Annotated in this window: 18 protein-coding genes; 11 read left to right on the top strand and 7 right to left on the bottom strand. The window is 70.1% G+C overall.

Annotation, left to right across the window (positions count from 1 at the left end; genetic code table 11):
- Nucleotides 1-62 precede the first annotated feature (62 nt).
- The gene (locus RSP_RS05145) at nucleotides 63-1664 is read right to left on the bottom strand and encodes an ATP-dependent DNA ligase (RefSeq protein ID WP_011337472.1); all 1602 of its coding nucleotides are present in this window, start codon (nucleotides 1662-1664) and stop codon (nucleotides 63-65) included.
- Entirely contained in the window at nucleotides 1661-2812 is a 1152-nt protein-coding gene (locus RSP_RS05150; RefSeq protein ID WP_011337473.1) for a ligase-associated DNA damage response exonuclease, read from the bottom strand. Before RSP_RS05150 ends, RSP_RS05145 begins: the two co-directional genes overlap by 4 nt.
- 196 nt (nucleotides 2813-3008) lie before the next feature.
- Between RSP_RS05150 and RSP_RS05155 the strand changes: the two genes are divergently transcribed.
- From RSP_RS05155 to RSP_RS05170, 4 genes are read left to right on the top strand one after another with little or no spacing between them, the layout of a single operon-like run.
- On the top strand, nucleotides 3009-4400 hold the full coding sequence (locus RSP_RS05155; RefSeq protein WP_011337474.1) for a circularly permuted type 2 ATP-grasp protein: 1392 nt from the start codon (nucleotides 3009-3011) through the stop codon (nucleotides 4398-4400).
- A gap of 7 nt (nucleotides 4401-4407) precedes the next feature.
- A complete protein-coding gene (locus RSP_RS05160) occupies nucleotides 4408-5358 on the top strand; it encodes an alpha-E domain-containing protein (RefSeq protein ID WP_002719571.1) in 951 nt (316 codons plus the stop codon).
- Nucleotides 5355-6164 (top strand): transglutaminase family protein, encoded by an 810-nt coding sequence (locus RSP_RS05165; protein WP_011337475.1) that lies wholly within the window; start codon nucleotides 5355-5357, stop codon nucleotides 6162-6164. The genes RSP_RS05160 and RSP_RS05165 overlap by 4 nt, the downstream gene beginning before the upstream one ends.
- 31 nt (nucleotides 6165-6195) lie before the next feature.
- The gene (locus tag RSP_RS05170) at nucleotides 6196-6921 is read left to right on the top strand and encodes a proteasome-type protease (protein WP_002719573.1); all 726 of its coding nucleotides are present in this window, start codon (nucleotides 6196-6198) and stop codon (nucleotides 6919-6921) included.
- Here RSP_RS05170 and RSP_RS05175 read toward each other — a convergent pair.
- On the bottom strand, nucleotides 6911-7864 hold the full coding sequence (locus RSP_RS05175) for an alpha/beta fold hydrolase (RefSeq protein ID WP_011337476.1): 954 nt from the start codon (nucleotides 7862-7864) through the stop codon (nucleotides 6911-6913). The two genes, RSP_RS05170 and RSP_RS05175, sit on opposite strands and share 11 nt — an antisense overlap.
- Nucleotides 7861-8145, bottom strand: coding sequence for an SCP2 sterol-binding domain-containing protein (locus RSP_RS05180; protein ID WP_002719575.1), 285 nt, complete (start codon nucleotides 8143-8145; stop codon nucleotides 7861-7863). Before RSP_RS05180 ends, RSP_RS05175 begins: the two co-directional genes overlap by 4 nt.
- Before the next feature lie 75 nt (nucleotides 8146-8220).
- Here RSP_RS05180 and RSP_RS05185 point away from each other — a divergent pair, with 75 nt between their 5' ends.
- From RSP_RS05185 to RSP_RS05205, 5 genes are all read left to right on the top strand, one after another.
- On the top strand, nucleotides 8221-8793 hold the full coding sequence (locus RSP_RS05185; protein WP_011337477.1) for a tetratricopeptide repeat protein: 573 nt from the start codon (nucleotides 8221-8223) through the stop codon (nucleotides 8791-8793).
- A 9-nt stretch (nucleotides 8794-8802) separates the two neighbouring features.
- The gene (locus RSP_RS05190; protein ID WP_023003581.1) at nucleotides 8803-11670 is read left to right on the top strand and encodes a helicase-related protein; all 2868 of its coding nucleotides are present in this window, start codon (nucleotides 8803-8805) and stop codon (nucleotides 11668-11670) included.
- A gap of 5 nt (nucleotides 11671-11675) precedes the next feature.
- Nucleotides 11676-11972 carry an RNA-binding S4 domain-containing protein gene (locus RSP_RS05195; RefSeq protein WP_011337479.1) on the top strand — a complete coding sequence of 99 codons (297 nt, stop codon included), beginning with the start codon at nucleotides 11676-11678 and terminating at the stop codon, nucleotides 11970-11972.
- A gap of 54 nt (nucleotides 11973-12026) precedes the next feature.
- Nucleotides 12027-12365, top strand: coding sequence for a ferredoxin FdxA (fdxA, locus tag RSP_RS05200; RefSeq protein ID WP_002719579.1), 339 nt, complete (start codon nucleotides 12027-12029; stop codon nucleotides 12363-12365).
- Between the two features lie 279 nt (nucleotides 12366-12644).
- The gene (locus tag RSP_RS05205; RefSeq protein WP_002719580.1) at nucleotides 12645-13154 is read left to right on the top strand and encodes a CarD family transcriptional regulator; all 510 of its coding nucleotides are present in this window, start codon (nucleotides 12645-12647) and stop codon (nucleotides 13152-13154) included.
- Nucleotides 13155-13341: 187 nt separating this feature from the next.
- On the opposite strand, the gene cobS is transcribed toward RSP_RS05205, so the two are convergent.
- A complete protein-coding gene (gene cobS / locus RSP_RS05210) occupies nucleotides 13342-14091 on the bottom strand; it encodes an adenosylcobinamide-GDP ribazoletransferase (RefSeq protein WP_017140155.1) in 750 nt (249 codons plus the stop codon).
- A gap of 81 nt (nucleotides 14092-14172) precedes the next feature.
- On the opposite strand from cobS, the gene cobT reads away from it, so the two are divergent.
- On the top strand, nucleotides 14173-15189 hold the full coding sequence (cobT, locus tag RSP_RS05215; RefSeq protein WP_011337481.1) for a nicotinate-nucleotide--dimethylbenzimidazole phosphoribosyltransferase: 1017 nt from the start codon (nucleotides 14173-14175) through the stop codon (nucleotides 15187-15189).
- A gap of 55 nt (nucleotides 15190-15244) precedes the next feature.
- Here the strand turns inward: cobT and RSP_RS05220 are convergent, their stop codons facing one another.
- Both RSP_RS05220 and RSP_RS05225 read right to left on the bottom strand, forming a co-directional pair.
- On the bottom strand, nucleotides 15245-17113 hold the full coding sequence (locus RSP_RS05220; RefSeq protein WP_002719583.1) for a cation:proton antiporter domain-containing protein: 1869 nt from the start codon (nucleotides 17111-17113) through the stop codon (nucleotides 15245-15247).
- Between the two features lie 174 nt (nucleotides 17114-17287).
- Nucleotides 17288-20164 (bottom strand): hypothetical protein, encoded by a 2877-nt coding sequence (locus RSP_RS05225; protein ID WP_011337483.1) that lies wholly within the window; start codon nucleotides 20162-20164, stop codon nucleotides 17288-17290.
- 163 nt (nucleotides 20165-20327) lie between these two features.
- Here RSP_RS05225 and RSP_RS05230 point away from each other — a divergent pair, with 163 nt between their 5' ends.
- Nucleotides 20328-21020 carry an SIMPL domain-containing protein gene (locus RSP_RS05230; protein ID WP_002719585.1) on the top strand — a complete coding sequence of 231 codons (693 nt, stop codon included), beginning with the start codon at nucleotides 20328-20330 and terminating at the stop codon, nucleotides 21018-21020.
- Nucleotides 21021-21064: the final 44 nt, after the last annotated feature.

Here is a 21064-nt window from a genome sequence, read left to right on the forward strand (position 1 = left end):
GCCCAAAGTCTGCGGGCCTGCCGTCGCGCACCAGGGCATCCGGCTCCGATCGGGCGACCCTCTCATGGGGCCGCCCCGCCCGTCGCTGCGAGCAGTTCGCGCAGGCTTTCGAGCGTGTCGATCTCGGCTGCGGGTTTGTCCTTCCGCCAGCGCACCATGCGCGGGAAGCGGAGCGCGATGCCGGACTTGTGGCGGGGGCTGGCCTGAATGCCCTCGAAGGCCAGCTCGAAGACCAGCTCGGGCGGGACGCGCCGGACGGGTCCGAACCGCTCCAGCGTGTTCTTCCGCACCCAGTCGGTGATCTGGCGGAACTCGGCATCGGTGAGGCCGGAATAGGCCTTGGTGAAGGGCACGAGATCGTCGCCGTCGCGCACGCCGAAGGTGAAGTCGGTGAAGAGGGTGGCGCGGCGGCCCGCGCCCTGCTGGGCATAGAGCATGACCGCATCGACCGTATAGGGATCGAGCTTCCATTTCCACCAGTCGCCGCGCTTGCGGCCGACGAAATAGGGCGAGGAGGCGCGCTTCAGCATCAGCCCCTCGGCGATCTTCTCGCGCGCCGTGGCGCGGATCTCGCCCAGCGTCTCCCAGTCGTCGAAGGCCACCAGCGGCGAGGGCGAGATCGGCACGCCCGGGGGCAGGGCTGACAGCACCGCCTCGAGCCGGGCGCGACGGTGCGCGAGCGGGGCCGCGCGCAGATCCTCGCCGTTTTCCTCCAGAAGATCGTAGGCCAGCAGATGCGCGGGCGCCTCGGCGAGGATCTTCTTTGGCACGGTCAGGCGGCCGATCCGCTTCTGGAGCGCGGCGAAGGGCAGGGGACCCTCGCCGCCCCAGGCCAGCACCTCGGCATCGATCACGAGACCGGGGGGCAGGAAATCCCGGAGCGGAGCGAGATCCGGGAAACGGTCCGTCACCAGTTCCTCGCCGCGCGACCAGAGTGCGAAGGCGCCCGCGCGGTTCACGAGCTGGCCGCGGATGCCATCCCATTTCCATTCCGCAAGCCAGTCGGCGGGATCTCCCAGCGCCGCCACCTCCTCGACCGGCGAGGCGAGCGCGAACGGATAGGGCTTCGAGGCATCGGCCTCGGGATCGTGTGCGCCGATCAGCGTCTCGAAGCCGATCCGGCTGGGCTTCCAGTCGCCCATCAGCCGGTGCGCCAGCACCGCCTCGTCGACACCGGTCGCCTGCGCCAGCGCGCGCGTCATCAGCCCCTGGCTCACGCCCATGCGGAAACCGCCGGTGATGAGCTTGTTGAAGAGGAACCGCTCGGGCGTGCTGAGCCTGTCCCAGGCGTCGAGGATGGCGGCCCGGCGCACCTCGGCCGGGCGGCCTGTGAGGGAAACCAGCTCGCGCATCCACCCGTCGAGCGTGCGGTCGCTGGTCTGGCTAGGCTCGGGCAGGAGGAGCGAGATCGTCTCGGCCAGATCGCCCACGATTGGATGGACCTCCTCGGCGAGCCAGACCGGCAGGCCCGATGCCTCGGCCGCCCAGCTGCGCAGTTCGGTCGTGTTCACCGCCCGCTTGGGGCGGCGGCCCGAGAGGAGGCCGATGGTCCAGACCCGGTCCTCCTCGGGCGCGGTGCGGAAATAGTCGGCGAGCGCCGCCACCTTCGCGGAGGTGCGCGTCGTGCGGTCGAGCAGGTCGAAGAGGGCCGCGAACCGCTTCATGTCGGGGCGTCCCCCGCTGCCGGGCGCCTGCGCTTGCCCTCGGCGGGCTCCGACCCGTCCGTGGCCGGATCGGCTGCCGTCCCGTCCTCCTCGGCCACGGCCGCCACGCCTGCGTCGGGTTCGATCAGCGGACCCGCCTCGGCTTCGGCGGCATCGAGGCTCTCGCCCTCATATTCCGTGGCGACGATGCCCGCTTCGAACCCCTGATCCTCGAGCCAGCGGCGGAAGATGGCGGTGTAGCCGTGGGTGACGAAGATCCGCTCGGCCCCCGTGGCGCGGATCGCGGCATTGAGCCCGTCCCAGTCGGCATGGTCGGACATGACGAAGCCCTGCGCGAGGCCGCGGCGGCGGCGGACGCCGCGCAGCGCCATCCAGCCCGAGGCGAAAGCCTCGGCCGAGGGGCCGAAGCGCGTGGCCCAGGGGGTGCCGAGTGCCGAGGGCGGCGCGATCACCAGTGCCCCCGGGTGCGACGTGCCGTCGATGCCGGGCGCCACATAGGTGGTGGGCGGCAGCGCCAGCCCCTGCTCGCGCAGGACGGCGGTGGTGGCTTCCACCGCGCCATGGGTCAGGATCGGGCCGATGGAGAGATCGGCCGAGACCAGAAGCCGCTGCGCCTTGCCGAGCGTATAGGCGCCCACGATCGACGTGCGCCCCTCGGCGGCATTCGCCGCCCACCAGCGGTTCAGCTGGGCCGCAAGCTCGGCCTGCGGCTTCCAGCGGAAGACCGGCAGGCCGAAGGTACATTCCGAGATGAAGCTGTGGCAGGCCACCGGCTCGAACGGCTCCGACAGCCCGTCCTCGGCCACCTTGTAATCGCCCGAGACCACCCAGACCTCGCCGTCCCGCTCGACACGGATCTGCGCCGAGCCCGGCACATGGCCCGCCGGATGGAACGAGACCGTGACGCCACCGATCCGCCGGGTCTCGCCGTAGCGGATCGTCTTGAGGCGGATGTCGCCCAGCCGGTAGCGGATCACCGGGGCGGAGCCCTCCGTCGCCAGATAGGCGCCGTGGCCGGATCGGGCATGGTCCGAATGGCCGTGGGTGATGAGTGCACGCTCCACCGGCCGCCACGGGTCAATGTAGAAATCGCCCGCGGGGCAGAAGATCCCGCGGTCGGTGAAGGTCAGAAGGGGGTCGCGTGCCATGGAAGGAAGGATAGCGCAGCGCGAACCGCCCGCCAGCGGGGCGCAATGCACAATCTTTAGGCGGTCGAGCGGGATGTGACGGATGTCTCGCCATCGGCTCTTCCCGGCCGCAAAGCCCGCTGATTAAACTGAAGGCACGGCGGCGCGAGAACGGTCGGGGGCGAGCAACGTGGCGGTGACCACCTATTTCAACGAAATGTATGAGAAGGGCCGGGTCCGCCCGCATTACCGCCAGCTCGAGGACTGGACAAAGGCCATGCCGGCCGAGCTGCGCGAGATGAAGCAGGCCGAGGCCGAGGCGCTGTTCCGGCGGATCGGCATCACCTTCGCCGTCTATGGCGAGGGCGGAGACCCAGACCGGCTGATCCCCTTCGACATGTTCCCCCGTGTCTTCACCGCGCGTGAATGGTCGCGGCTCGAACGCGGGATCAAGCAGCGCGCGCGGGCGCTCAACGCCTTCCTCTGCGATGTCTACGGACGGGGCGAGATCGTGCGTGCCGGCCGCATTCCGGCCCGACTGGTCTACCGCAACGCGGCCTACGAGAAATCCGTGGTGGGCTTCACCCCGCCGAAGGGGGTCTATTCCCATGTGGTCGGGATCGACCTCGTGCGGACCGGAGCGGATGAGTTCTTCGTGCTCGAGGACAATTGCCGCACGCCCTCGGGCGTCTCCTACATGCTCGAGAACCGCGAGATCATGATGCGGATGTTTCCCGAGCTCTTCCGCGAGAACCGGATCGAGCCGGTGGACAGCTATCCCGAGAAGCTGCGCCGCACGCTGGCCTCGGTCGCACCCGCGAAATGCTCGAGCGATCCGACCGTGGTGCTGCTCACGCCCGGCCATTTCAACTCGGCCTATTACGAGCACAGCTTCCTTGCCGACCTGATGGGGGTGGAGCTGGTCGAGGGCGCGGATCTCTTCGTCGAGGGCGAGTTTCTCTACATGCGCACGACCGAGGGGCCGAAGCGGGTGGATGTGCTCTATCGCCGGATCGACGATGCCTTCATCGACCCGCTCTGCTTCCGGCCGGATTCGATGCTGGGCGTGCCGGGGCTGATGGATGTCTATCGCTCGGGCGGGGTCACGATCTGCTCCGCCCCCGGCGCGGGCGTGGCCGACGACAAGGCGGTCTACACCTTCGTGCCCGAGATGGTGCGCTTCTACCTCGGCGAGGAGCCGCTCCTGAACAACGTGCCCACCTGGCAATGCGGCAAGGAGGAGGATCTGAAACATGTGCTGTCGAACCTCTCCGATCTGGTGGTGAAGGAGGTGCATGGCTCGGGCGGCTACGGGATGCTGGTCGGGCCGAAATCCTCGAAGGACCAGATCGCGGCCTTCCGCGCCCGGATCGAGGCCGATCCCGACAATTACATCGCCCAGCCCACGCTCGCGCTCTCCACCACGCCCACCTTCGTGAACGAGGGCATCGCCCCGCGCCACGTCGACCTGCGCCCCTATTGCCTCGTCGGCGAGCGCATCGAACTCGTCCCGGGAGGCCTCACCCGCGTGGCGCTCACCGAGGGCTCGCTCGTGGTGAACTCGTCGCAGGGCGGGGGCGTCAAGGACACCTGGGTTCTGGCGGAGTGATCGCGACATGCTGAGCCGGACCGCCGACAACCTCTACTGGATCGCCCGCTACATGGAACGCGCCGAGACGATGGCGCGGCTGCTGGAGGTGGGGGCGCGCATGTCGCTCCTGCCCTCGGCCCATGGCTATCGCAACGAGTGGGACAGCCTTCTGCAGGCCTCGGGCACCGCCGGGGGCTTTGCGCAGAAATACCGCCATGCCCAGCAGCGCGACATCGAGAGCTATCTCTTCTTCGATCTCGACAATCCCTCCTCGGTCGCCTCCTGCATCGGGCGGGCGCGCGAGAATGCGCGGATCGTGCGCACGGCGCTGACGGCGCAGGTGTGGGACGCGATCAACACCGCCTATCAGGAGCTGCGCGCGCTGGAAAAGACGCCGCGCGACCGGCTGGAGCTGTCGCGGCTGATCGACTGGACCATGAACAAGGCCGCCATCATCCGCGGCTCGATCGACACGACGCAGCTGCGCAACGACGGCTGGGACTTCCTGAACCTCGGCTATTACCTCGAACGGTCCGACAATACGGCCCGGCTGATGGATGTGAAGTATTACGTCCTGCTGCCGCGGGTCGAGTTCGTGGGCTCGGGGATGGACAATTACCAGTGGGCGACGCTGCTGCGCGCGACCTCGGCGCACCGGGCCTTCCACTGGGCCTATGGCGGCGAGGTGACGGCGCGCAAGATCGCCGATTTCCTGATCCTGAACCCGCAGTGCCCGCGCTCGCTCACCTCCTGCATCGACGGGATCTGCGGTCATCTGAAACGGCTCGAGAAGGCCTACGGCCGCCCCTCGCGGCCGCGCGAGGTGGCCGAGAAGCTCGCGGCCGAGCTGGAAGCGCTCAGTGTCGAGGACATCATCGAGGAGGGGCTGCACGAGTTTCTCAGCCGGTTCATCCTCGAGGCCGCGAACCTCTCCGGCGTGATCTTCGAAAGCTATCTCAGCGGAGACGTGCGATGATCCTCACCGTCGATCATGTGACCTGCTACCGCTACAACCGGCCGGCCCGCGCGCTGGTGCAGAGCCACCGGCTGACGCCCTCGACCTGCGCGGGCCAGCGCGTGCTGGAATGGGTCGTCACCGTCACCGACGGGATCGCGGGCGGATCGTTCCGCGACGGCGCGGGCGACTGGATCCAGGGCTGGACCGTGCCGGGGCCGGTGAGCGAGGTGACGGTCGCGGTCCGGGGCAGGGTCGAGACCTCGGATCAGGCAGGCGTGCTGCGCGGGCACCGCGAACTGACCGCGCCCGACTGCTACCTGCGCTCGACCGCCGTCACCAGGGCGGATCCGGCGCTGGTGGCGCTTGCGGCGAAGGCCGACGGGATCGAGCAGCCGCTCGACCGGGCGCACCGGCTGGCCGATCTCGTGGCCGAGGCCATCCTCTACGAGCCGGGTGTGACCGAAGCGCACACCACCGCGGCCGAGGCGCTGAAGCTCGGGCGCGGCGTGTGCCAGGATCATGCCCATGCGCTGATCGCGGCGGCGCGGGAGGCGGGCCTGCCCGCGCGCTACGTCTCGGGCTATCTCTTCACCGATGCAGAGACCGCGGATCAGGAAGCGGCCCATGCCTGGGCGGAAGTCTGGGTGCGGGGCCTGGGCTGGGTCGGGTTCGACCCCGCCAACCGCTGCTGCCCGGACGAGCGCTATATCCGCCTCGGCTCGGGGCTCGACGCGCAGGATGCGGCGCCGATCCGCGGCATCGCTCGGGGGCCGGGCGTCGAACGTCTGGAAGTGCAGGTTGCAGTGCAGGCGGTGCAGCAATAGGGTCCGGCGGAACCTTACGGAAGCGTGACCGATGACCTATTGCGTGGGCCTGCTGCTCAACGAGGGAATGGTGCTCCTGTCGGACACCCGCACGAACGCGGGCTTCGACAATATCGCCATCTACAAGAAGATGTTCACCTTCGAGGAGCCCGGCGAGCGCATCGTGGCGATCCTGACGGCGGGCAGCCTCTCGGTCACGCAGACCACCATCGCCCGGCTGAAGGAGGCGATCCACGATCCCGACGCGACCGAGGAAAGCTCGATCCTGAAGGCGCCCACCATGCTCATGGTGGCCGAGATCATCGGCAACATGCTGGCGCAGGTGCGGCTCGACATCGACGAGAAGCTGTCGGCGATGAAGCAGAGCGCGTCGGCCAGCATGATCGTCGCGGGCCAGCGCCGGGGCGGCGAGATGCGGATGTTCCTCATCTACCCCGAGGGCAACTTCATCGAGGCGACCGAGGACACGCCCTTCCTGCAGATCGGCGAGCACAAATACGGCAAGCCGATCCTCGACCGGGTGGTGAAGCCCGAGACCTCGCTGGCCGACGCGCAGAAGGCCGTGCTCCTGTCGATGGATTCGACCCTGCGCTCGAACCTGTCGGTGGGAATGCCGCTCGACCTTGCGGTGATCGAGCGGGACGGCTGCTGCATCGCCTCGCGCCGCCGGATCGAGGCGGGAGACGAGAATTTCCGCGCCATGTCCGAGGCCTGGTCGCGCGCGCTGCGCGAGGGTTTCTCGCAGATCAGGATCTGACGGCGTCCGGGTCCGCGCTCGCCCGGAACAGCGCCGCGGCGGCGTCGAAGAAGGCGTCGCGCACCTCGGGGCGGTCCATCATCACCTCGTGCTCGGCCCCGGGCACGATCTGCAGTTCGCCCCGGCCCCAGCCCTCCATCCGGCGCTGGATCTCCTCGAGATCGACCACCTTCTCGGCCGAGCCCACGATGCAGAGCGCGGGCAGATCCGGCGCGGGCAGCCGCTTCAGCCGCGCCGTCTCCTCGAAGGCCGCGCGCAGCCAGTCGAGGCTCGGGCCGGCAAGACCCAGTTCCGGCGCCTGCACCAGCTGCTCCTGCATCCAGGCGAACATCTCCGGGTCGCGGGTGAGGACGTTCGTGTCGAAGGCGGCGGTGGCGACATAGCTGCGCGTGCCGGTGCCGGGGACATAGCGGTGCCCGAGCCCCGTCGCGCGGGCGAGCGCCCCGAGTGCCGCCGCTACGATCCGCAGCGCGGCATGGACGCGGATGCCCCACATCGGCGCCGAGAAGCAGGCGGCGCGCACGGGCAGCCCCTCGTGCAGCGCGCGGAGCCCGATGCAGCCGCCCATGGAATGGGCCAGAAGATGGAAGGGCTCGGGCAGCCCCTGCGCGCGCAGCGCCGCGACGAAGGCCGTCACATCCTGCTGATAGGAGGCGAAATCGTCGACATGGCCCACGAGCGGATCGCGGAGCGACCGGTCCGACAGCCCCTGTCCGCGCCAGTCGAGGGTGGCTGAGGCAAAGCCGCGCCGGCGCAGCGCCTCGGCCGCGGGGCCGTATTTCTCGGCATATTCGGTGCGGCCCGAGAAGATGAGGACGGTTCCCGCCGCCCCCTCGGGCCAGACCACGGTGCGCAGCCGCACACCGTCGCCGGTGCGGATCCAGTCCGCATGCGCTCTGGCCGGTCCGCGGGCGAGGGCGGCGTGAAAAGGTGCGCCGCTCAACTCAGCGCTGCGCCCACCTTCATCGCCATCGGGATCGAGCCCTCGACGGCGAGGCGGCCGGACATGAAGGCCATCGTGGGATTGAGGTCGCCCTCGAGGATCTGCCGGAACACGTCGGCCGAGGCGGTCATCGTGACGTCGGCCTCGCCATCGCCCTCGCGCACGCCCTGTTCGTCCATCATGATCACGCCCTCGTCGGCAATGACGAACTTCGCGCTGCCATCGAAAGTCGCAACCTTCCGGCTCAGGGCCTCCACCGCGGCGTCGATCACCTTGCTCATTCCCGGCTGTCTCCAATCCCGTTTTCTTGACGTTCCGCCACTGGCGTTTGCGCCGTGGCACGTTACATTCGGACTATGAAAGCGCGGCGACCGTTTCACAACGCTATCGTGGGGGCAATCGTGCCGATTGTCCTCGGTCTCGCACCGGTGGGCGCGCAGACGGCCGGCGGCCCCGGCGGCATGGACGAGCTCTTCGCGCGCCTGAAGGAAGCCGATGCGGCCGCGGCGCGGCGGATCGAGCGGCAGATCTTCACCGAATGGTCGAAATCCGGCTCTGCCTCGGCCGATCTCCTGCTCGAGAGGGGGCGCAAGGCGCTGGCCGCGGGCGACACCCGGACGGCCATCGACCATCTGACGGCGCTCATCGATCACGCGCCCGATTTCGCCGAAGGCTGGAACGCGCGGGCCACGGCCTATTTTCAAGCGGGCATGTTCGGCCCCTCGATGGCCGACATCGCCCATGTGCTGACGCTCAACCCGCGCCATTTCGGCGCTCTCGCCGGCCTCGGCACCATGCTGGAGCAGATGGACCGGCCCAAGCCGGCACTCGAGGCCTATCGGGCCGCGCTCGCTATACATCCGCACCTCGACGGGGTAGAGCAGGCGGTGGAACGGCTGGAAGCGAAGGCTGCCGGTCAGGAACTCTAAGGCAGGCCCATGCGCGCGACCGCGAGGGTGACGGCGGTTCTCGGGCCGACCAACACCGGCAAGACCCACTATGCCATCGAACGGATGCTGGGCCATCGGACGGGCGTGATCGGCCTGCCGCTGCGGCTTCTGGCGCGCGAGGTCTACGACCGGATCGTGGCGCAGCGCGGCCCCTCGGTCGTGGCGCTCGTGACCGGCGAGGAGCGGATCGTTCCCGAGCGGACGCAATACTGGGTCTGCACCGTCGAGGCCATGCCGATGGAGATCGGCGCGGATTTCGTGGCGGTGGACGAGATCCAGCTCTGCGGCGACCCCGAGCGCGGCCATGTCTTCACCGACCGGCTGCTGCGGGCGCGGGGCCTCGTCGAGACCATGTTCCTCGGCTCGGACGTGATGCGGGGCGCCATTGCCGCGCTGGTGCCGCATGTGACCTTCCTGCGGCGCGAGCGCTTCTCGACCCTCTCCTATGCGGGATCGAAGAAGATCAGCCGGATGCCCCCGCGCAGCGCCATCGTGGGCTTCTCGGTCGATAACGTCTATGCCATCGCCGAGCTCATCCGCCGTCAGAAGGGGGGCTGCGCCGTGGTGATGGGCGCGCTCAGCCCCCGCACGCGGAACGCGCAGGTGGCCCTCTACCAGAACGGCGACGTGGATTATCTCGTCGCCACCGATGCGATCGGGATGGGGCTGAACCTCGACATCCGCCATGTGGCCTTTTCCTCGACCGTGAAATTCGACGGCCGGCGGATGCGGCCGCTGTTCCCGCACGAGCTGGGGCAGATCGCGGGTCGGGCCGGGCGCCACACCGAGGCGGGCACCTTCGGCGTCACCGGCGAGGCGAGCCCGCTCGACGAGGGCGTGGTCGATGCGATCGAGAACCACCGTTTCGCCCCGATCCAGCGGCTGCACTGGCGCAACGACCGGCTGGAGTTCGGCACGGTCGAGCGGCTGATCGCCTCGCTCGAGGAGCCCACCTCGAACGAATGGCTCTCGCGGGCGCGGGAGTCGGACGATCTCCATGCGCTGAAGGCGCTGTCCGAGGAGCCCGAGGTGCGTGCGCGCCTGCACTCGCCGCACGAGGTGCGGCTTCTCTGGGACGTCTGCCGGATTCCCGACTTCCGCAGCATCTCGACCACCGAGCATGTGACTCTCCTTGCCCGGATTTTCGGCTTCCTGTGCGAAGGAAAGGTGCCGAACGACTGGCTTGCAGGCGCCATCGCCCGGATCGACCGCCCGTCGGGAGATATCGACACGCTTTCGAAGCGGCTGGCCTATATTCGGACCTGGACCTATGTGGCGCAGAGACGCGGCTGGGTGCAGGACGAAAGTCATTGGCGGGAGGAAACGCGCGCGGTAGAAGACCGCCTGTCGGATGCGCTCCACGGCGCCCTGACTCAGAGATTTGTCGACCGGCGCACCTCTGTGCTCATGCGCCGGTTGAAACAGAAGGAGAGCCTTGTGGCTGAGGTCAATGACAAGGGTGAAGTGACGGTGGAGGGCGAATTCGTCGGCCGTCTCGAAGGGTTCCGCTTCCGGCAGGATGCGTCGAACTCGCCCGACGAGGCACGCACCCTGCGGCAGGCCGCCGTTCAGGCGCTGCGGCCCGAGTTCCACCTCAGGGCGGACCGCTTCTACAATTCGCCCGACACCGAGATGGATTTCACCGAGCAGGGCGGCCTCATGTGGGGCGAGCAGGCGGTGGGCAAGCTGATCGCCGGCCCAGAGCCGATGCGCCCGCAGGTCGAGGCCTTCGTCGACGAGGATGCCGGCCCCGAGGTCGCCGAGAAGGTGCGCCGCAGGCTCCAGCATTTCATCGACCGCAAGGTCGCCGCCCAGTTCGAGCCGCTTCTGGCCATGAGCCGCGACGAGACGCTGACGGGCCTTGCCCGCGGCTTCGCCTTCCGGCTGGTGGAAAGCCTCGGGCTGATCCCGCGCGAGCAGGTGGCCGAAGAGGTCAAGTCGCTCGATCAGGAGGCGCGCTCGGCACTGCGCAAGCATGGCGTGCGCTTCGGGCAGTTCACGATCTTCCTGCCGCTCCTGCTGAAACCCGCGCCGACGCGGCTGCGGCTCGTGCTCTGGTCGCTTGCGAACGGCCTGCAGGAGTTTCCCGAAAGCCCGCCGCCCGGCCTCGTCACGATTCCGCACATCGCCGACGTGCCGAAGATGCACTATACGCTCGCGGGCTATCATCCGGCCGGCCAGCGCGCGATCCGTATCGACATGCTCGAGCGGCTGGCCGATCTCCTGCGCGCCAAGGACAGCCGCGCGGGCTTCGAGGCCACGCCCGACATGCTCTCGATCACCGGCATGACGCTCGAACAGTTCGCGGGCCTCATGCAGGGCCTGGGTTACCGGGCCGAGCCCGGCGAGCGGCCGAAGGTGAAGGCCGCTCCGGCCGCCGCTGAGGCCGCTCCCGCCGAGGGCGAGGCGCCCGCAGAGGTGCCGGCCGAGGAGGCCCCCGCGGCCGAAGCTCCGTCCGCGGACGCCGAGGCAGCCCCGGACGCGCCGGCCGAAGAGCCGGCGGCGGTCGAGGTCGAGAGCTTCTACACCTTCACCTGGGCGCCGCGCCGTCCGGATCGCGGTCCGCGCCGGCACGACCGGGGGCAGGGCGAGGGGCGCAACCGCGGCCCGCGCGCAACCCCGGGCGACGCCCCGGCCGAAGGCGCTGCCGCCGAGGCCCGTCCGCCGCGCGGCGACCGGCCCGAGCGTCAGGGCCACGGCCATGGGGGCAAGCCCAAGGGCAAGGGCGGCAAGCCCGACCGCAAGGGCGCCGACCGCAACCAACCCAAATCCTTCGAATCGCGCCCCGCGCGGAGCGACAGGATCGACCCGGACAATCCGTTCGCCGTCCTCGCCGCGCTGCGCGACCGGAGCTGATCCGGTTGCCTGCGCCGGAGCGGATCCGGCTCGACAAATGGCTGGTGCAGGCGCGCTTCTTCAAGACGCGCGCCCTCGCCACGGCCCTCGTCGGAAGCGGCCGGATCCGGCTCAACGGCCAGCATGTCGCCAAATCGGCCCAGGCCGTGGGCGCGGGCGACACGCTGACCTTCCCGCAAGGGGGGCGCATCCGCGTGATCCGGGTTGTCGCGGTGGGCCTGCGCCGCGGTCCTGCCACCGAAGCCCGCACGCTCTATGACGATCTCGACGCACCCCCTGCGGCCGCTTCGCCGCTTGAATGATCGCCGTCGCTGCTTTAACAGACCCCGCAAAGACAGAAAGCAAGGTTTCCGTCCATGACCTATGTGGTGACCGACAACTGCATCGCCTGCAAATACACCGACTGCGTGGAAGTCTGTCCGGTGGACTGCTTCTACGAAGGCGAGAACATGCTGGTCATCCACCCGGACGAATGCATCGACTGCGGCGTCTGCGAACCGGAATGCCCGGCCGATGCGATCCGCCCCGACACCGAGCCCGACATGGAAAGCTGGGTCGAGCTGAACCGGAAATATGCCGAGGTCTGGCCGGTTATCGTGACCAAGAAGGACCCGCTGCCCGAGGCGACCGATCTCGACGGCCAGCCCGGCAAGCTCGCCACGCATTTCTCCGAAAAGCCCGGCGAGGGCGGTTGAAGCCTGCGGCGCTTCGTCCCAGTGGGGCCTGAAACCGCGGTTTTAGCGGCTTGATAACGGTTTTGTGGAAACCCGACCCCCCGCCGGAGTTGGAATCAGCCGCATTTCGTGGTATGAATGTTTCACAAACAAGCACGGAAGCCTTCACCCACCTCGCAGCTCTCAGCTTGAGGTGGATTTTCTAGCGACCATTCCACCCGCATCGCCCGGACCGGAAGTTCCGGGCGTTGGATTGTCCGTCGCCGGAAGACTGAGCTGCCGCATCGAGGAAGCGACTGGATGACCAAGACCAAGAAGCCCGAGTTTCGCCCCAATGAGTTCGTTGTCTACCCGGCGCATGGCGTCGGCCGGATCATCTCGATCGAGGAGCAGGAGATCGCCGGCATCCGCCTCGAGCTGTTCGTGATCTCGTTCGAGAAGGACAAGATGACGCTGCGCGTGCCCACTCACAAGGCCACCGAGGTGGGGATGCGCTCGCTCTCCACGCCCGATGTGGTGACCAAGGCGCTCGACACGCTCAAGGGCAAGGCGCGGGTCAAGCGCGCCATGTGGTCGCGCCGGGCGCAGGAATATGAACAGAAGATCAATTCCGGCGATCTCATGTCGATCGCCGAGGTGGTGCGCGACCTGCACCGGACCGACGACCAGCGCGAGCAGTCCTATTCCGAACGCCAGCTCTACGAGGCGGCGCTCGAACGGCTGACCCGCGAAGTGGCGGCTGTCTCGGGCGTGGACGAGGCCGGCGCGCAGAAGGCCGTCGACGCGGTCCTCGTCTCCCGCGCGGCCTGAGGCCCGCATCAGGCGCGAAAAGAACCGCGGCCCCGGCCGCGGTTTTTTCATGCCCATCCTCCGGGCTCGCGCCCCCGAAGCGCGCTTTCACTCTGCCCAAATATCCTGCGGGGGGAGGTCTCCGCCCATGGGGGCGGAGACCGGGGGGCGCACAGCCCCCCGCTGCGCCGGCCCCTTGCGCGCCCTCTCAGACCAGAGCCGCCGCCGCCACCAGCACCGCGGCCTCCGAAAGCTGCTGCGAGGCGCCGAGGATGTCGCCGGTCTGCCCGCCGATCTTCGCCCGCGCCACCAGCCCCAGCGCCAGAGCGGCCGCTCCGCCCGCCGCGGCCAGCACGAGCGCCGCCGGGCCCGCAAGGAGCAGCGCCACGCCGGCCCCCACCGCCGCCGCCAGCGCCGCCTGCCGCCCATCGGGCCGGCCGAGCGACTGGGCGAGCCCCGCGCCGCGCGCATTGGGCAGGAGCGCCATCAGCCCCACCATCGGCACCCGCGACAGCACCGCCGCCGCCACGAGAAGGGCCACACCGCCCTCGAGCGCGGCGGCCAGCGCCGACCAGCGCAGAAGACCCACCAGCACCAGCGCCGCGACTCCATAGCTGCCGGTGCGGCTGTCCTTCATGATCTCGAGCCGCCGCTCGCGGGTCCAGCCGCCCCAGAGCCCGTCCGCCGTATCGGCGAGCCCGTCCTCGTGCATGGCGCCGGTCGCCAGCGCCTGCACCGCAAGGGCCAGCGCCGCCGCCACGGTTGCAGGCAGGCCCAGAGCGAGCGCCGCCGAGGCGGTCAGTGCCGCAAGGCCGCCCACCGCCGCCCCGGCCAGCGGCCAGGCCCAGGCGGCCCCGGCGCCCCGGTCGGGCAGGGACTGCCCCGGCAGCGGCAACCGCGTGAGGAGCGCCAGCGCCAGTTGCACGTCCGCCCACCGCTGCGACAGCCTGTCTTTCATCCCGTCTCTCCCGGCCACTGGTCTCCACCGCCGCTTCCCGATACCGAAGCGGGATCAGCCTAGCAACCGGAAGGACCCACCATGAAGGCTCCGTTCACCTCCCTCGCCGGCTTCCGTGCCGTGTTCGAGACGCTCCCGCAGGTCGATGCGGAGGCGGTCGAGGCCGCCACCGCGCGGAACGAGACGCTGACGAAGCCGAAAGGGGCGCTGGGTCGCCTCGAGGAGCTCGCGATCTGGTATGCGGGCTGGATCGGCGACGGCCGGCCCGCGCTCGAGCGGCCGCAGGTCGCCATCTTCGCGGGCAATCACGGCATCGCCGCGCGGGGCGTCTCGGCCTTTCCGCCCGAGGTGACGGTTCAGATGGTCGCGAACTACCGCGCGGGCGGGGCTGCGGTGAACCAGCTCTGCCACGTCGCGGGCGCCTCGATGACCGTGACCGAGCTCGAGCTCGACCGGCCGACGCTCGATTTCACCGTCAGCCCCGCCATGACCGAGGACGAGCTGGTGGCCGCCCTCGCGGCCGGATGGGAGGCGGTGGACGACGAGAGCGACCTTCTCGTGGTGGGCGAGATGGGCATCGGCAACACGACGGCCGCGGCGGCCATTGCGGCCGCGCTTTTCGGCGGCACGGCGGCGGAATGGACGGGCCGCGGCTCCGGCGTCGCGGGCTCGGCGCTCGAGGCCAAGACGCGGGTGGTGGCGGAGGGGCTCGAGCGGCATGCGGACGCGCTTTCCGATCCGCTCGAGGTGCTGCGGTGTCTGGGTGGGCGCGAGATTGCCGCCATGGCGGGCGCCATCGCGCGCGCCCGCGTCGGCCGCACGCCCGTGATCCTCGACGGCTTCATCTGCACCTCGGCGGCGGCGGTGCTGCATGCGCTGACCCCTTCGGCCCTCGATCACGCCATCGCCGGGCATGTCAGCGCCGAGGGCGCCCATCCGGCGGCGCTGGCGCGGATCGGCAAGGAGCCGCTCCTCGATCTCGGGATGCGGCTCGGCGAGGGCACCGGCGCCATCGTCGCGATCAACATCCTGCGGAGCGCGGTGGCCTGCCTCTCCGGCATGGCGACCTTCGCCGAGGCGGGCGTGTCCGGGGGCTGAAGCCCGCGAGCCCGGTCCGATCATCCAGCGCCAGGGGAGGGCGCCCGGACGGGTCTCACTCGGCCGCTTCGGGGTCGAGGGGGATCTGTCCGGCCTCCTCCAGCATCGCCGTTTCGAGATCGTCATCGAGCTGGCGGGCGCGGGCCACATAGGCCTCGTTCAGATGGGCGGGCTGGCCCGGCACCCAGAGCTCGGCCAGATCGCGCATGGCGGCGCGGTCCACCCGGTAATAGGTGCGCGACCGCTGGGCCGCCTCATATTCGCTGAAGCCCATGTTCTCGAGCACATAGCGCCCCGCCCGGATCGAGCTGTCGAAGGTCTCGCGCACGATGTCGTCGGCGCCCGCCTGATAGAGCTCGTAGACATGCACCCGGTCGCGCGCGCGGGAGACGATATGCAGGTCGGGCCGCACCTGCCGGGCGTAGCGCACGATCTTGATCGCATTCTCGCGGTCGTCGACCGCCACGACCAGCACCGTGGCCTCGGCCAGCCCCGCCGCCTGCAGAAGCTCGGGCCGGGTCGGATCGCCGAAGAAGCCCTTCACGCCGAAGCGGCGCATGATCTGCACCGCCGCCATGTCGTGATCGAGCACGACGGTCTCGATCCCGCTCATCCGCACCAGCCGGTTCACCACCTGCCCGAAGCGGCCGATCCCCGCGATGATGACGCGCCCCTTCTCGTCGATCGCATCCGCCCCGAGGGCAGGGGCCTCCTCGCCCAGCCGCGTGAGCCAGCTGGCCACGAGGAACAGGACAGGCGTCACCAGCATCGAGAGGCTGATGACGATCAGCGCCTTCTGGGCAAGAAGCGCGGGCAGGATCGTCTCCTGCGCGGCGAAGGCCACCAGCACGAAGCCGAACTCGCCCGCCTGCGCGAGGCCGAGCGTCAGCAGCCAGCGGTCGCGCCCTGTGAGGCCGAAGGTCTGGGCGAGCGCGGCCAGCACCAGCACCTTGAGGCCCACCAGCGCCAGCGTGAAGCCCGCGAGCGTCCAGGGATCGGCCGCCAGCAGGCGGAAGTCGATCCCCATGCCCACCGCCATGAAGAAGAGGCCGAGCAGGATCCCCTTGTAGGGCCGGATGTCGGCCTCGAGCTGGTGGCGGAACTCGGAGTTGGCGAGCACGACACCCGCGAGGAAGGCGCCGAGCGCCGGCGAAAGACCCACCACCATCGTGAGGAAGGCCGTCCCCATCACGGTGAAGAGGGCGATGAAACTCCCCATTTCCGGCAGGCGCGAGGCATGGACATAGCGGAACACCGGCCGGGTCAGGAAGTGGCCGCCCAGCACGATGAAGCCCACCACGCCCAGCATCACCAGCGTGTCGGCCCAGCCCGGCAGCGATTGCAGCAGGCCGATGATCGGCATGGCGGGGCCCTCCGTCGCATCGTGCGCCGAATGCGCGCCCGCGCCCGGCCTGAGCGCGATCAGCGGCACCAGCGCCAGCATCGGCACCACCGCGATGTCCTGCGCCAGAAGCACCGCAAAGGCGCTGCGGCCTCCGGTCGTGCGCAGCATCCGCCGCTCGGTCATGGTCTGCAGCACGATGGCCGTCGAGGAGAGGGCGGCGACCATCCCGAGCACCGCCGCCTCGGGCCAGGGAAAGCCCAGCCAGAACAGACCCAGCGCCGCGGCGAGGCTCGTCAGCACGATCTGCAACCCGCCGAGCCCCACGAGCGACCGGCGCATGGCCCAGAGCGCCGCGGGCTCGAGCTCGAGGCCCACGAGAAACAGCATCAGCACCACGCCGAACTCGGCATAGTGGCGCAGATCCTCTGTCTCGGCCCCCGCCAGTCCCAGCACGGGGCCCATGACGATGCCGGCGGCGAGATAGCCAAGGACCGACCCCAGCCCCGCGCGCACGGCGAGCGGCACGATGAGCAGCGCCGCGCCGAGATAGATGCTTGCCTGCAGAAGAAGGCTTTCCATGCCGCGCTGCCCGTGCTGCCCCAGTGTCAAGCTATCGCTTGCGCTGCGGGACCTGTCCATCCTCCAGCGCAGGCCATGCTGTCGCGCAGGGCCGGACGGCGGCTCACCGCCGCGCGGTCACGCTCTGGGGCGGCCTCGCGCAGCAGAGCTGCGGCCGGGGTCTTTGCGCGTGGCTCAGCCCTTCGGCATGGACAGGGCGAAGATCCGGCTGCCCTTCTGGTAGCGCAGCTCGCTGGCGGTGATCGCCGCGACCACGCCGCCGTCGATCCGGTCTCCCACGCGCACCTTGACGTAGCGGCCGTTCGACTGGCGCACCAGCGCGTAGCGGTTCGAGGAGGAGCCGTAGACGCCGATCAGGTTGGTCTTCGACAGGTTGATGGCATTCGCGAAGGTCGCATTCTGCGCCACGTTGGCCCGCGTCGGGATGCGCGGCGCGACCGAGACCTCGGGCTCGTCCTCCTCCTCGGGCGAGGGGGCGCGGACGGCGGGAGCGACCTGCTTCGGCGGCGCAACGGCGGCCACCACGACCGGCGTCCGCGGCTCCTGCACGGCCGCGGCGACCGCGGCCTCGATGGCGTTCGAGAAGTCGCTCGGACGGGCTTCGGGCTTGCGCGAGACGGCGATGGCGAGCGGGCTGATCGCTCCGTTCGAGGTGGCGATGGCCTCGGGGGCGCCGTCCGGCCGCGGCGCGGGGCTGGTGGCCATGGCGATGGTGGCGGCCTGCGCAGGAGGCTCCTCGGGCGAGGCGTCGCTCGGCCGGGCACGGGGCCGCAGGCCGCTCATGCGCGTGTCGGCTTCCGGCTCGGGCGCGGCCTCGGGGGTCGCGGCGGCGCTGTCTTCGGGACGGTCCGGCCGCACCTTGGGCCGGTGGCCCTGCAGGGCGGGTTCCGCGGCGGGCGCCTCGGCGCTGGCCGATCCGGGGAAGATCGACCCGGGCGCGGCCGGCGCAGGGTCGGCCGCGGCCTCTTCCGGTTCCTCGGCAGCCGGCCTGCGCGGCGGCAGGATCGGCGGCTTGCCCGCAATGAGAAGGAATTCGCCCGGCGCCAGCACGCCTTCGGCGCTCGGCCGGATCAGCCCGTTCTCGTCGAGCTCGTAGCTCGCGCCGAAGGGGGGCGGGGGCAGCGGCAGGCCGGGCGCCGCATCGAGCGCAATCTCGGGCGGCGGCGCCGCGACCGCATCGAGCGACGGAGGCGGCGTGTCCATCGTGGTGAGAAAGATCTCGTCCTGCGGCGTGTCCGCGGGCAGCGCCGGATCGGTCGCGCCCGAGGCCACCTGCGGCGCCTCGGACGCCGGTGCGGTGGCGCTCGATGCCGCTTCCGGTACGTCCGGCGCCGGTGCGGCAGCGGTGCGGGCGGGCTCGTCGGGCGTCTCTGCCTCCACCTCGGCAGGCGCCTCTGCGGCCGCCTCCGGCTCGACGGCGGCCGTTTCCTCCTCGTCCGCCGGTGCGGCATCCGGCAGCCTCTCGGCCACGGCCAGAGCGGTTTCGGCCTGAGAGTCGCCCGAGGCCACGAAGTAGGACGAGACCGCCGCCACGGCCGCGAGGACGAGAAGCAGCACGAGGGTCAGGATCAGTCCGAGAAAGCGCGGCTTGCCCCGCGAGGGCGTGGGCCGTCCGCCGAGCCCGCTGAAGGGCACGTCCTTGCGGGCGGGCGCTTCAAGCTTCGGGGACCGGGCAGCAGCCTTCGGCGGTGCGCCCGGAAGGGCGGATCCGTTCGGCAAAGGCTGCGCCTTGAGGCGCCCGTTCGGCTGGGCGGGCCCCTGCGGCGGCATCGCCGAGCGGGCCACGCGCACGCGCACCCCCTGTTCGGCCACCTGCGCCGGAGGACGGACAGGCTTTTCCTCGGCGGCGAGGCGCGCCTTCGCCTCGACCCGGCGGCTCGCGAAGGCGCCGGGCGGCATGTCCGGCACATCGTCGTCGGCGAGCTCCACATAGGGCGCTTCGGGAATATCGGCGCGGGCCGCCGGCGCAGGCTCAGGTTCGGGCTCCGGCGCAAAGGGCGGCAGCTCGCGCGCATGGGGGATCGGGCGCTCGACGGCCCGAACCAGCGGCGGCGGCACGAGAAATTCCTCGCGCGGCTCCTCCGGCTCCTCGGTCTCCTCCTCCGGTCCGGGCAGGGGGAGGGCCGCCTCGTCGGGCGTCAGCGAGGCCAGCACGGCGGGATCGGGAGCGGGCTGCCACGCCTCTTCCTCTTCGGACCCGGCCTCTTCCCCGACCGGCTCGGTCAGGGTCTGCACGGGTTCGGGCTCCGTGACCGGCGAAGGCTCCGGCTCGACCGGATCCGCGCGCTCCGGTGCGAAGCGGGGCTCCTCGTCGGGCTCCGGCTCGGTCGGGAGCGCCTCCGCCGGTTCCGGCTCGGCCAGCATCGGCTCCGCTTCGGCCTCTGCAAGCGCTTCACGCGCCGCATCTTCCTGCGAGACCTCGTCGGACAAAGCCGCCTCCAGCGGCGGCTCCTCGGCGAGCGGTGCCTCGACTTCATCGGGCAGGTCCGCCACCGCAACCGGGGCTGCGAGGATCCGAATCGGCTCCAGATCGCGCTCGACCTTCACGCCTTTCGGCAGTCGCCGCTGCGCCGCCGAGATGATCCCGAAGGCGGGCTCGCGCGGGAAGTCGCCCGCCTCGGGCAGCGCCACGAAGGCCACCGGGTTGAACCCATGCTGTTCGGCGAAATTCTCGGCCTCGTCGAGCGTCTCGCGCGCCACGACCGCGAGCCGCACATCCGCGCCCTCCGGCTCGAAATCGTACACCAGATCCTTGACCTCGTAGGGCGTCAGCCCCTCGAGCCCTTCGCGGATCTGCGCCCTGCGGCTGGTCTTGTCCGGCCCCGGCGCCGCGAGGGTCATGTAGAGGATCTGCGACCGCGGGATCACGACCTTGGTGGTGACACCCTCGTCCCCCGCCAGAGCTTCGGCCCCGGCGCGCAGCGCGGCCAGCGCCGCCTCGGTGTCATCGGCATCGAACGGCACCGACCCCAGTTCGTCCCATCCGTCCGGCATCCGCCGAAGCAGACTCGCGGCCTCAGGAGTCAGGTTGAGGGCAAATCTCGGTTTCATTTCGCGGGTCTAGCACATCTGGCGGCACACCGGGGAGTCCGGGTCTCGGCGTCCCCGGTGTTACAGCAGCTTTTCGCCGAATGAAAGAAAAAGACCCAAGGATCGGCTTGCTGGCTGCGTCATGAGAGGCGAACGCTATTCACTCCAAGGAGGAACTTCACAGATGAATATTGCCAAGGTCCTGATGCTCTGCACCGCTCTCGTCCTGCCGGGACATGTCCTCGCGGACACGCCGCGCCTGACCGTGACGGGGGAAGGCGCGGTGGCCGGTCGTCCCGACATGGCCACGATCACGCTCGGTGTGACGACCGAGGCCGCCACCGCGGCGGAGGCGATGGCCGGCAACAGCGAGAAGCTGGGGCGGGTGCTGCAGCGGCTGAAGGAGGCCGGGCTCGAGGACCGCGACCTGCAGACCTCGGGCCTGTCCCTGAACCCGAACTGGACCCAGAGCCCGGAGGGCGAGGCGCCGCGTATCGCGGGCTATGTCGCCTCGAACATGCTGACGGTGCGGGTGCGGGCGCTGGATCGGCTCGGGGCGGTGCTCGATCAGGCGGTGCAGGATGGCGCCAACACGCTTCAGGGCGTGAGCTTCGGGCTCGTGGATCCCCAACCGGCCATGGACGAGGCCCGGCGCAAGGCAGTGGCCAGGGCCCAGGCGCGGGCGCAGCTTCTGACCGAAGCGGCGGGCGTGCAGCTTGGCCCGATCCTCGAGATCCGCGAGGGCGGCGACGGCTATCGGCCGCCGATGCCGATGTATCGCGAGGCGGCCATGGACGCGCCGGTGCCGATGGCCGAGGGCGAGATCGAGACGACCGCGCAGGTGACGCTGGTCTACGAGCTGAAACAACAGCAGTGACAAAGTCTTCGGAGGCGATCTTCGGATCGCCTCCGAAGGTGGCC

The organism is Cereibacter sphaeroides 2.4.1 (assembly GCF_000012905.2).
GTDB lineage: Bacteria > Pseudomonadota > Alphaproteobacteria > Rhodobacterales > Rhodobacteraceae > Cereibacter_A > Cereibacter_A sphaeroides.

Coding starts and splice junctions, on each gene's coding strand:
- RSP_RS05145 (WP_011337472.1), bottom strand. CDS start 1,664: ATGAAGCGGTTCGCGGCCCTCTTCGACCTGCTCGACCGCACGACGCGC.
- cobT (WP_011337481.1), top strand. CDS start 14,173: ATGAAGGCTCCGTTCACCTCCCTCGCCGGCTTCCGTGCCGTGTTCGAG.
- RSP_RS05150 (WP_011337473.1), bottom strand. CDS start 2,812: ATGGCACGCGACCCCCTTCTGACCTTCACCGACCGCGGGATCTTCTGC.
- RSP_RS05165 (WP_011337475.1), top strand. CDS start 5,355: ATGATCCTCACCGTCGATCATGTGACCTGCTACCGCTACAACCGGCCG.
- cobS (WP_017140155.1), bottom strand. CDS start 14,091: ATGAAAGACAGGCTGTCGCAGCGGTGGGCGGACGTGCAACTGGCGCTG.
- RSP_RS05220 (WP_002719583.1), bottom strand. CDS start 17,113: ATGGAAAGCCTTCTTCTGCAGGCAAGCATCTATCTCGGCGCGGCGCTG.
- RSP_RS05160 (WP_002719571.1), top strand. CDS start 4,408: ATGCTGAGCCGGACCGCCGACAACCTCTACTGGATCGCCCGCTACATG.
- RSP_RS05185 (WP_011337477.1), top strand. CDS start 8,221: ATGAAAGCGCGGCGACCGTTTCACAACGCTATCGTGGGGGCAATCGTG.
- RSP_RS05225 (WP_011337483.1), bottom strand. CDS start 20,164: ATGAAACCGAGATTTGCCCTCAACCTGACTCCTGAGGCCGCGAGTCTG.
- fdxA (WP_002719579.1), top strand. CDS start 12,027: ATGACCTATGTGGTGACCGACAACTGCATCGCCTGCAAATACACCGAC.
- RSP_RS05155 (WP_011337474.1), top strand. CDS start 3,009: ATGTATGAGAAGGGCCGGGTCCGCCCGCATTACCGCCAGCTCGAGGAC.
- RSP_RS05170 (WP_002719573.1), top strand. CDS start 6,196: ATGACCTATTGCGTGGGCCTGCTGCTCAACGAGGGAATGGTGCTCCTG.
- RSP_RS05180 (WP_002719575.1), bottom strand. CDS start 8,145: ATGAGCAAGGTGATCGACGCCGCGGTGGAGGCCCTGAGCCGGAAGGTT.
- RSP_RS05190 (WP_023003581.1), top strand. CDS start 8,803: ATGCGCGCGACCGCGAGGGTGACGGCGGTTCTCGGGCCGACCAACACC.
- RSP_RS05205 (WP_002719580.1), top strand. CDS start 12,645: ATGACCAAGACCAAGAAGCCCGAGTTTCGCCCCAATGAGTTCGTTGTC.
- RSP_RS05230 (WP_002719585.1), top strand. CDS start 20,328: ATGAATATTGCCAAGGTCCTGATGCTCTGCACCGCTCTCGTCCTGCCG.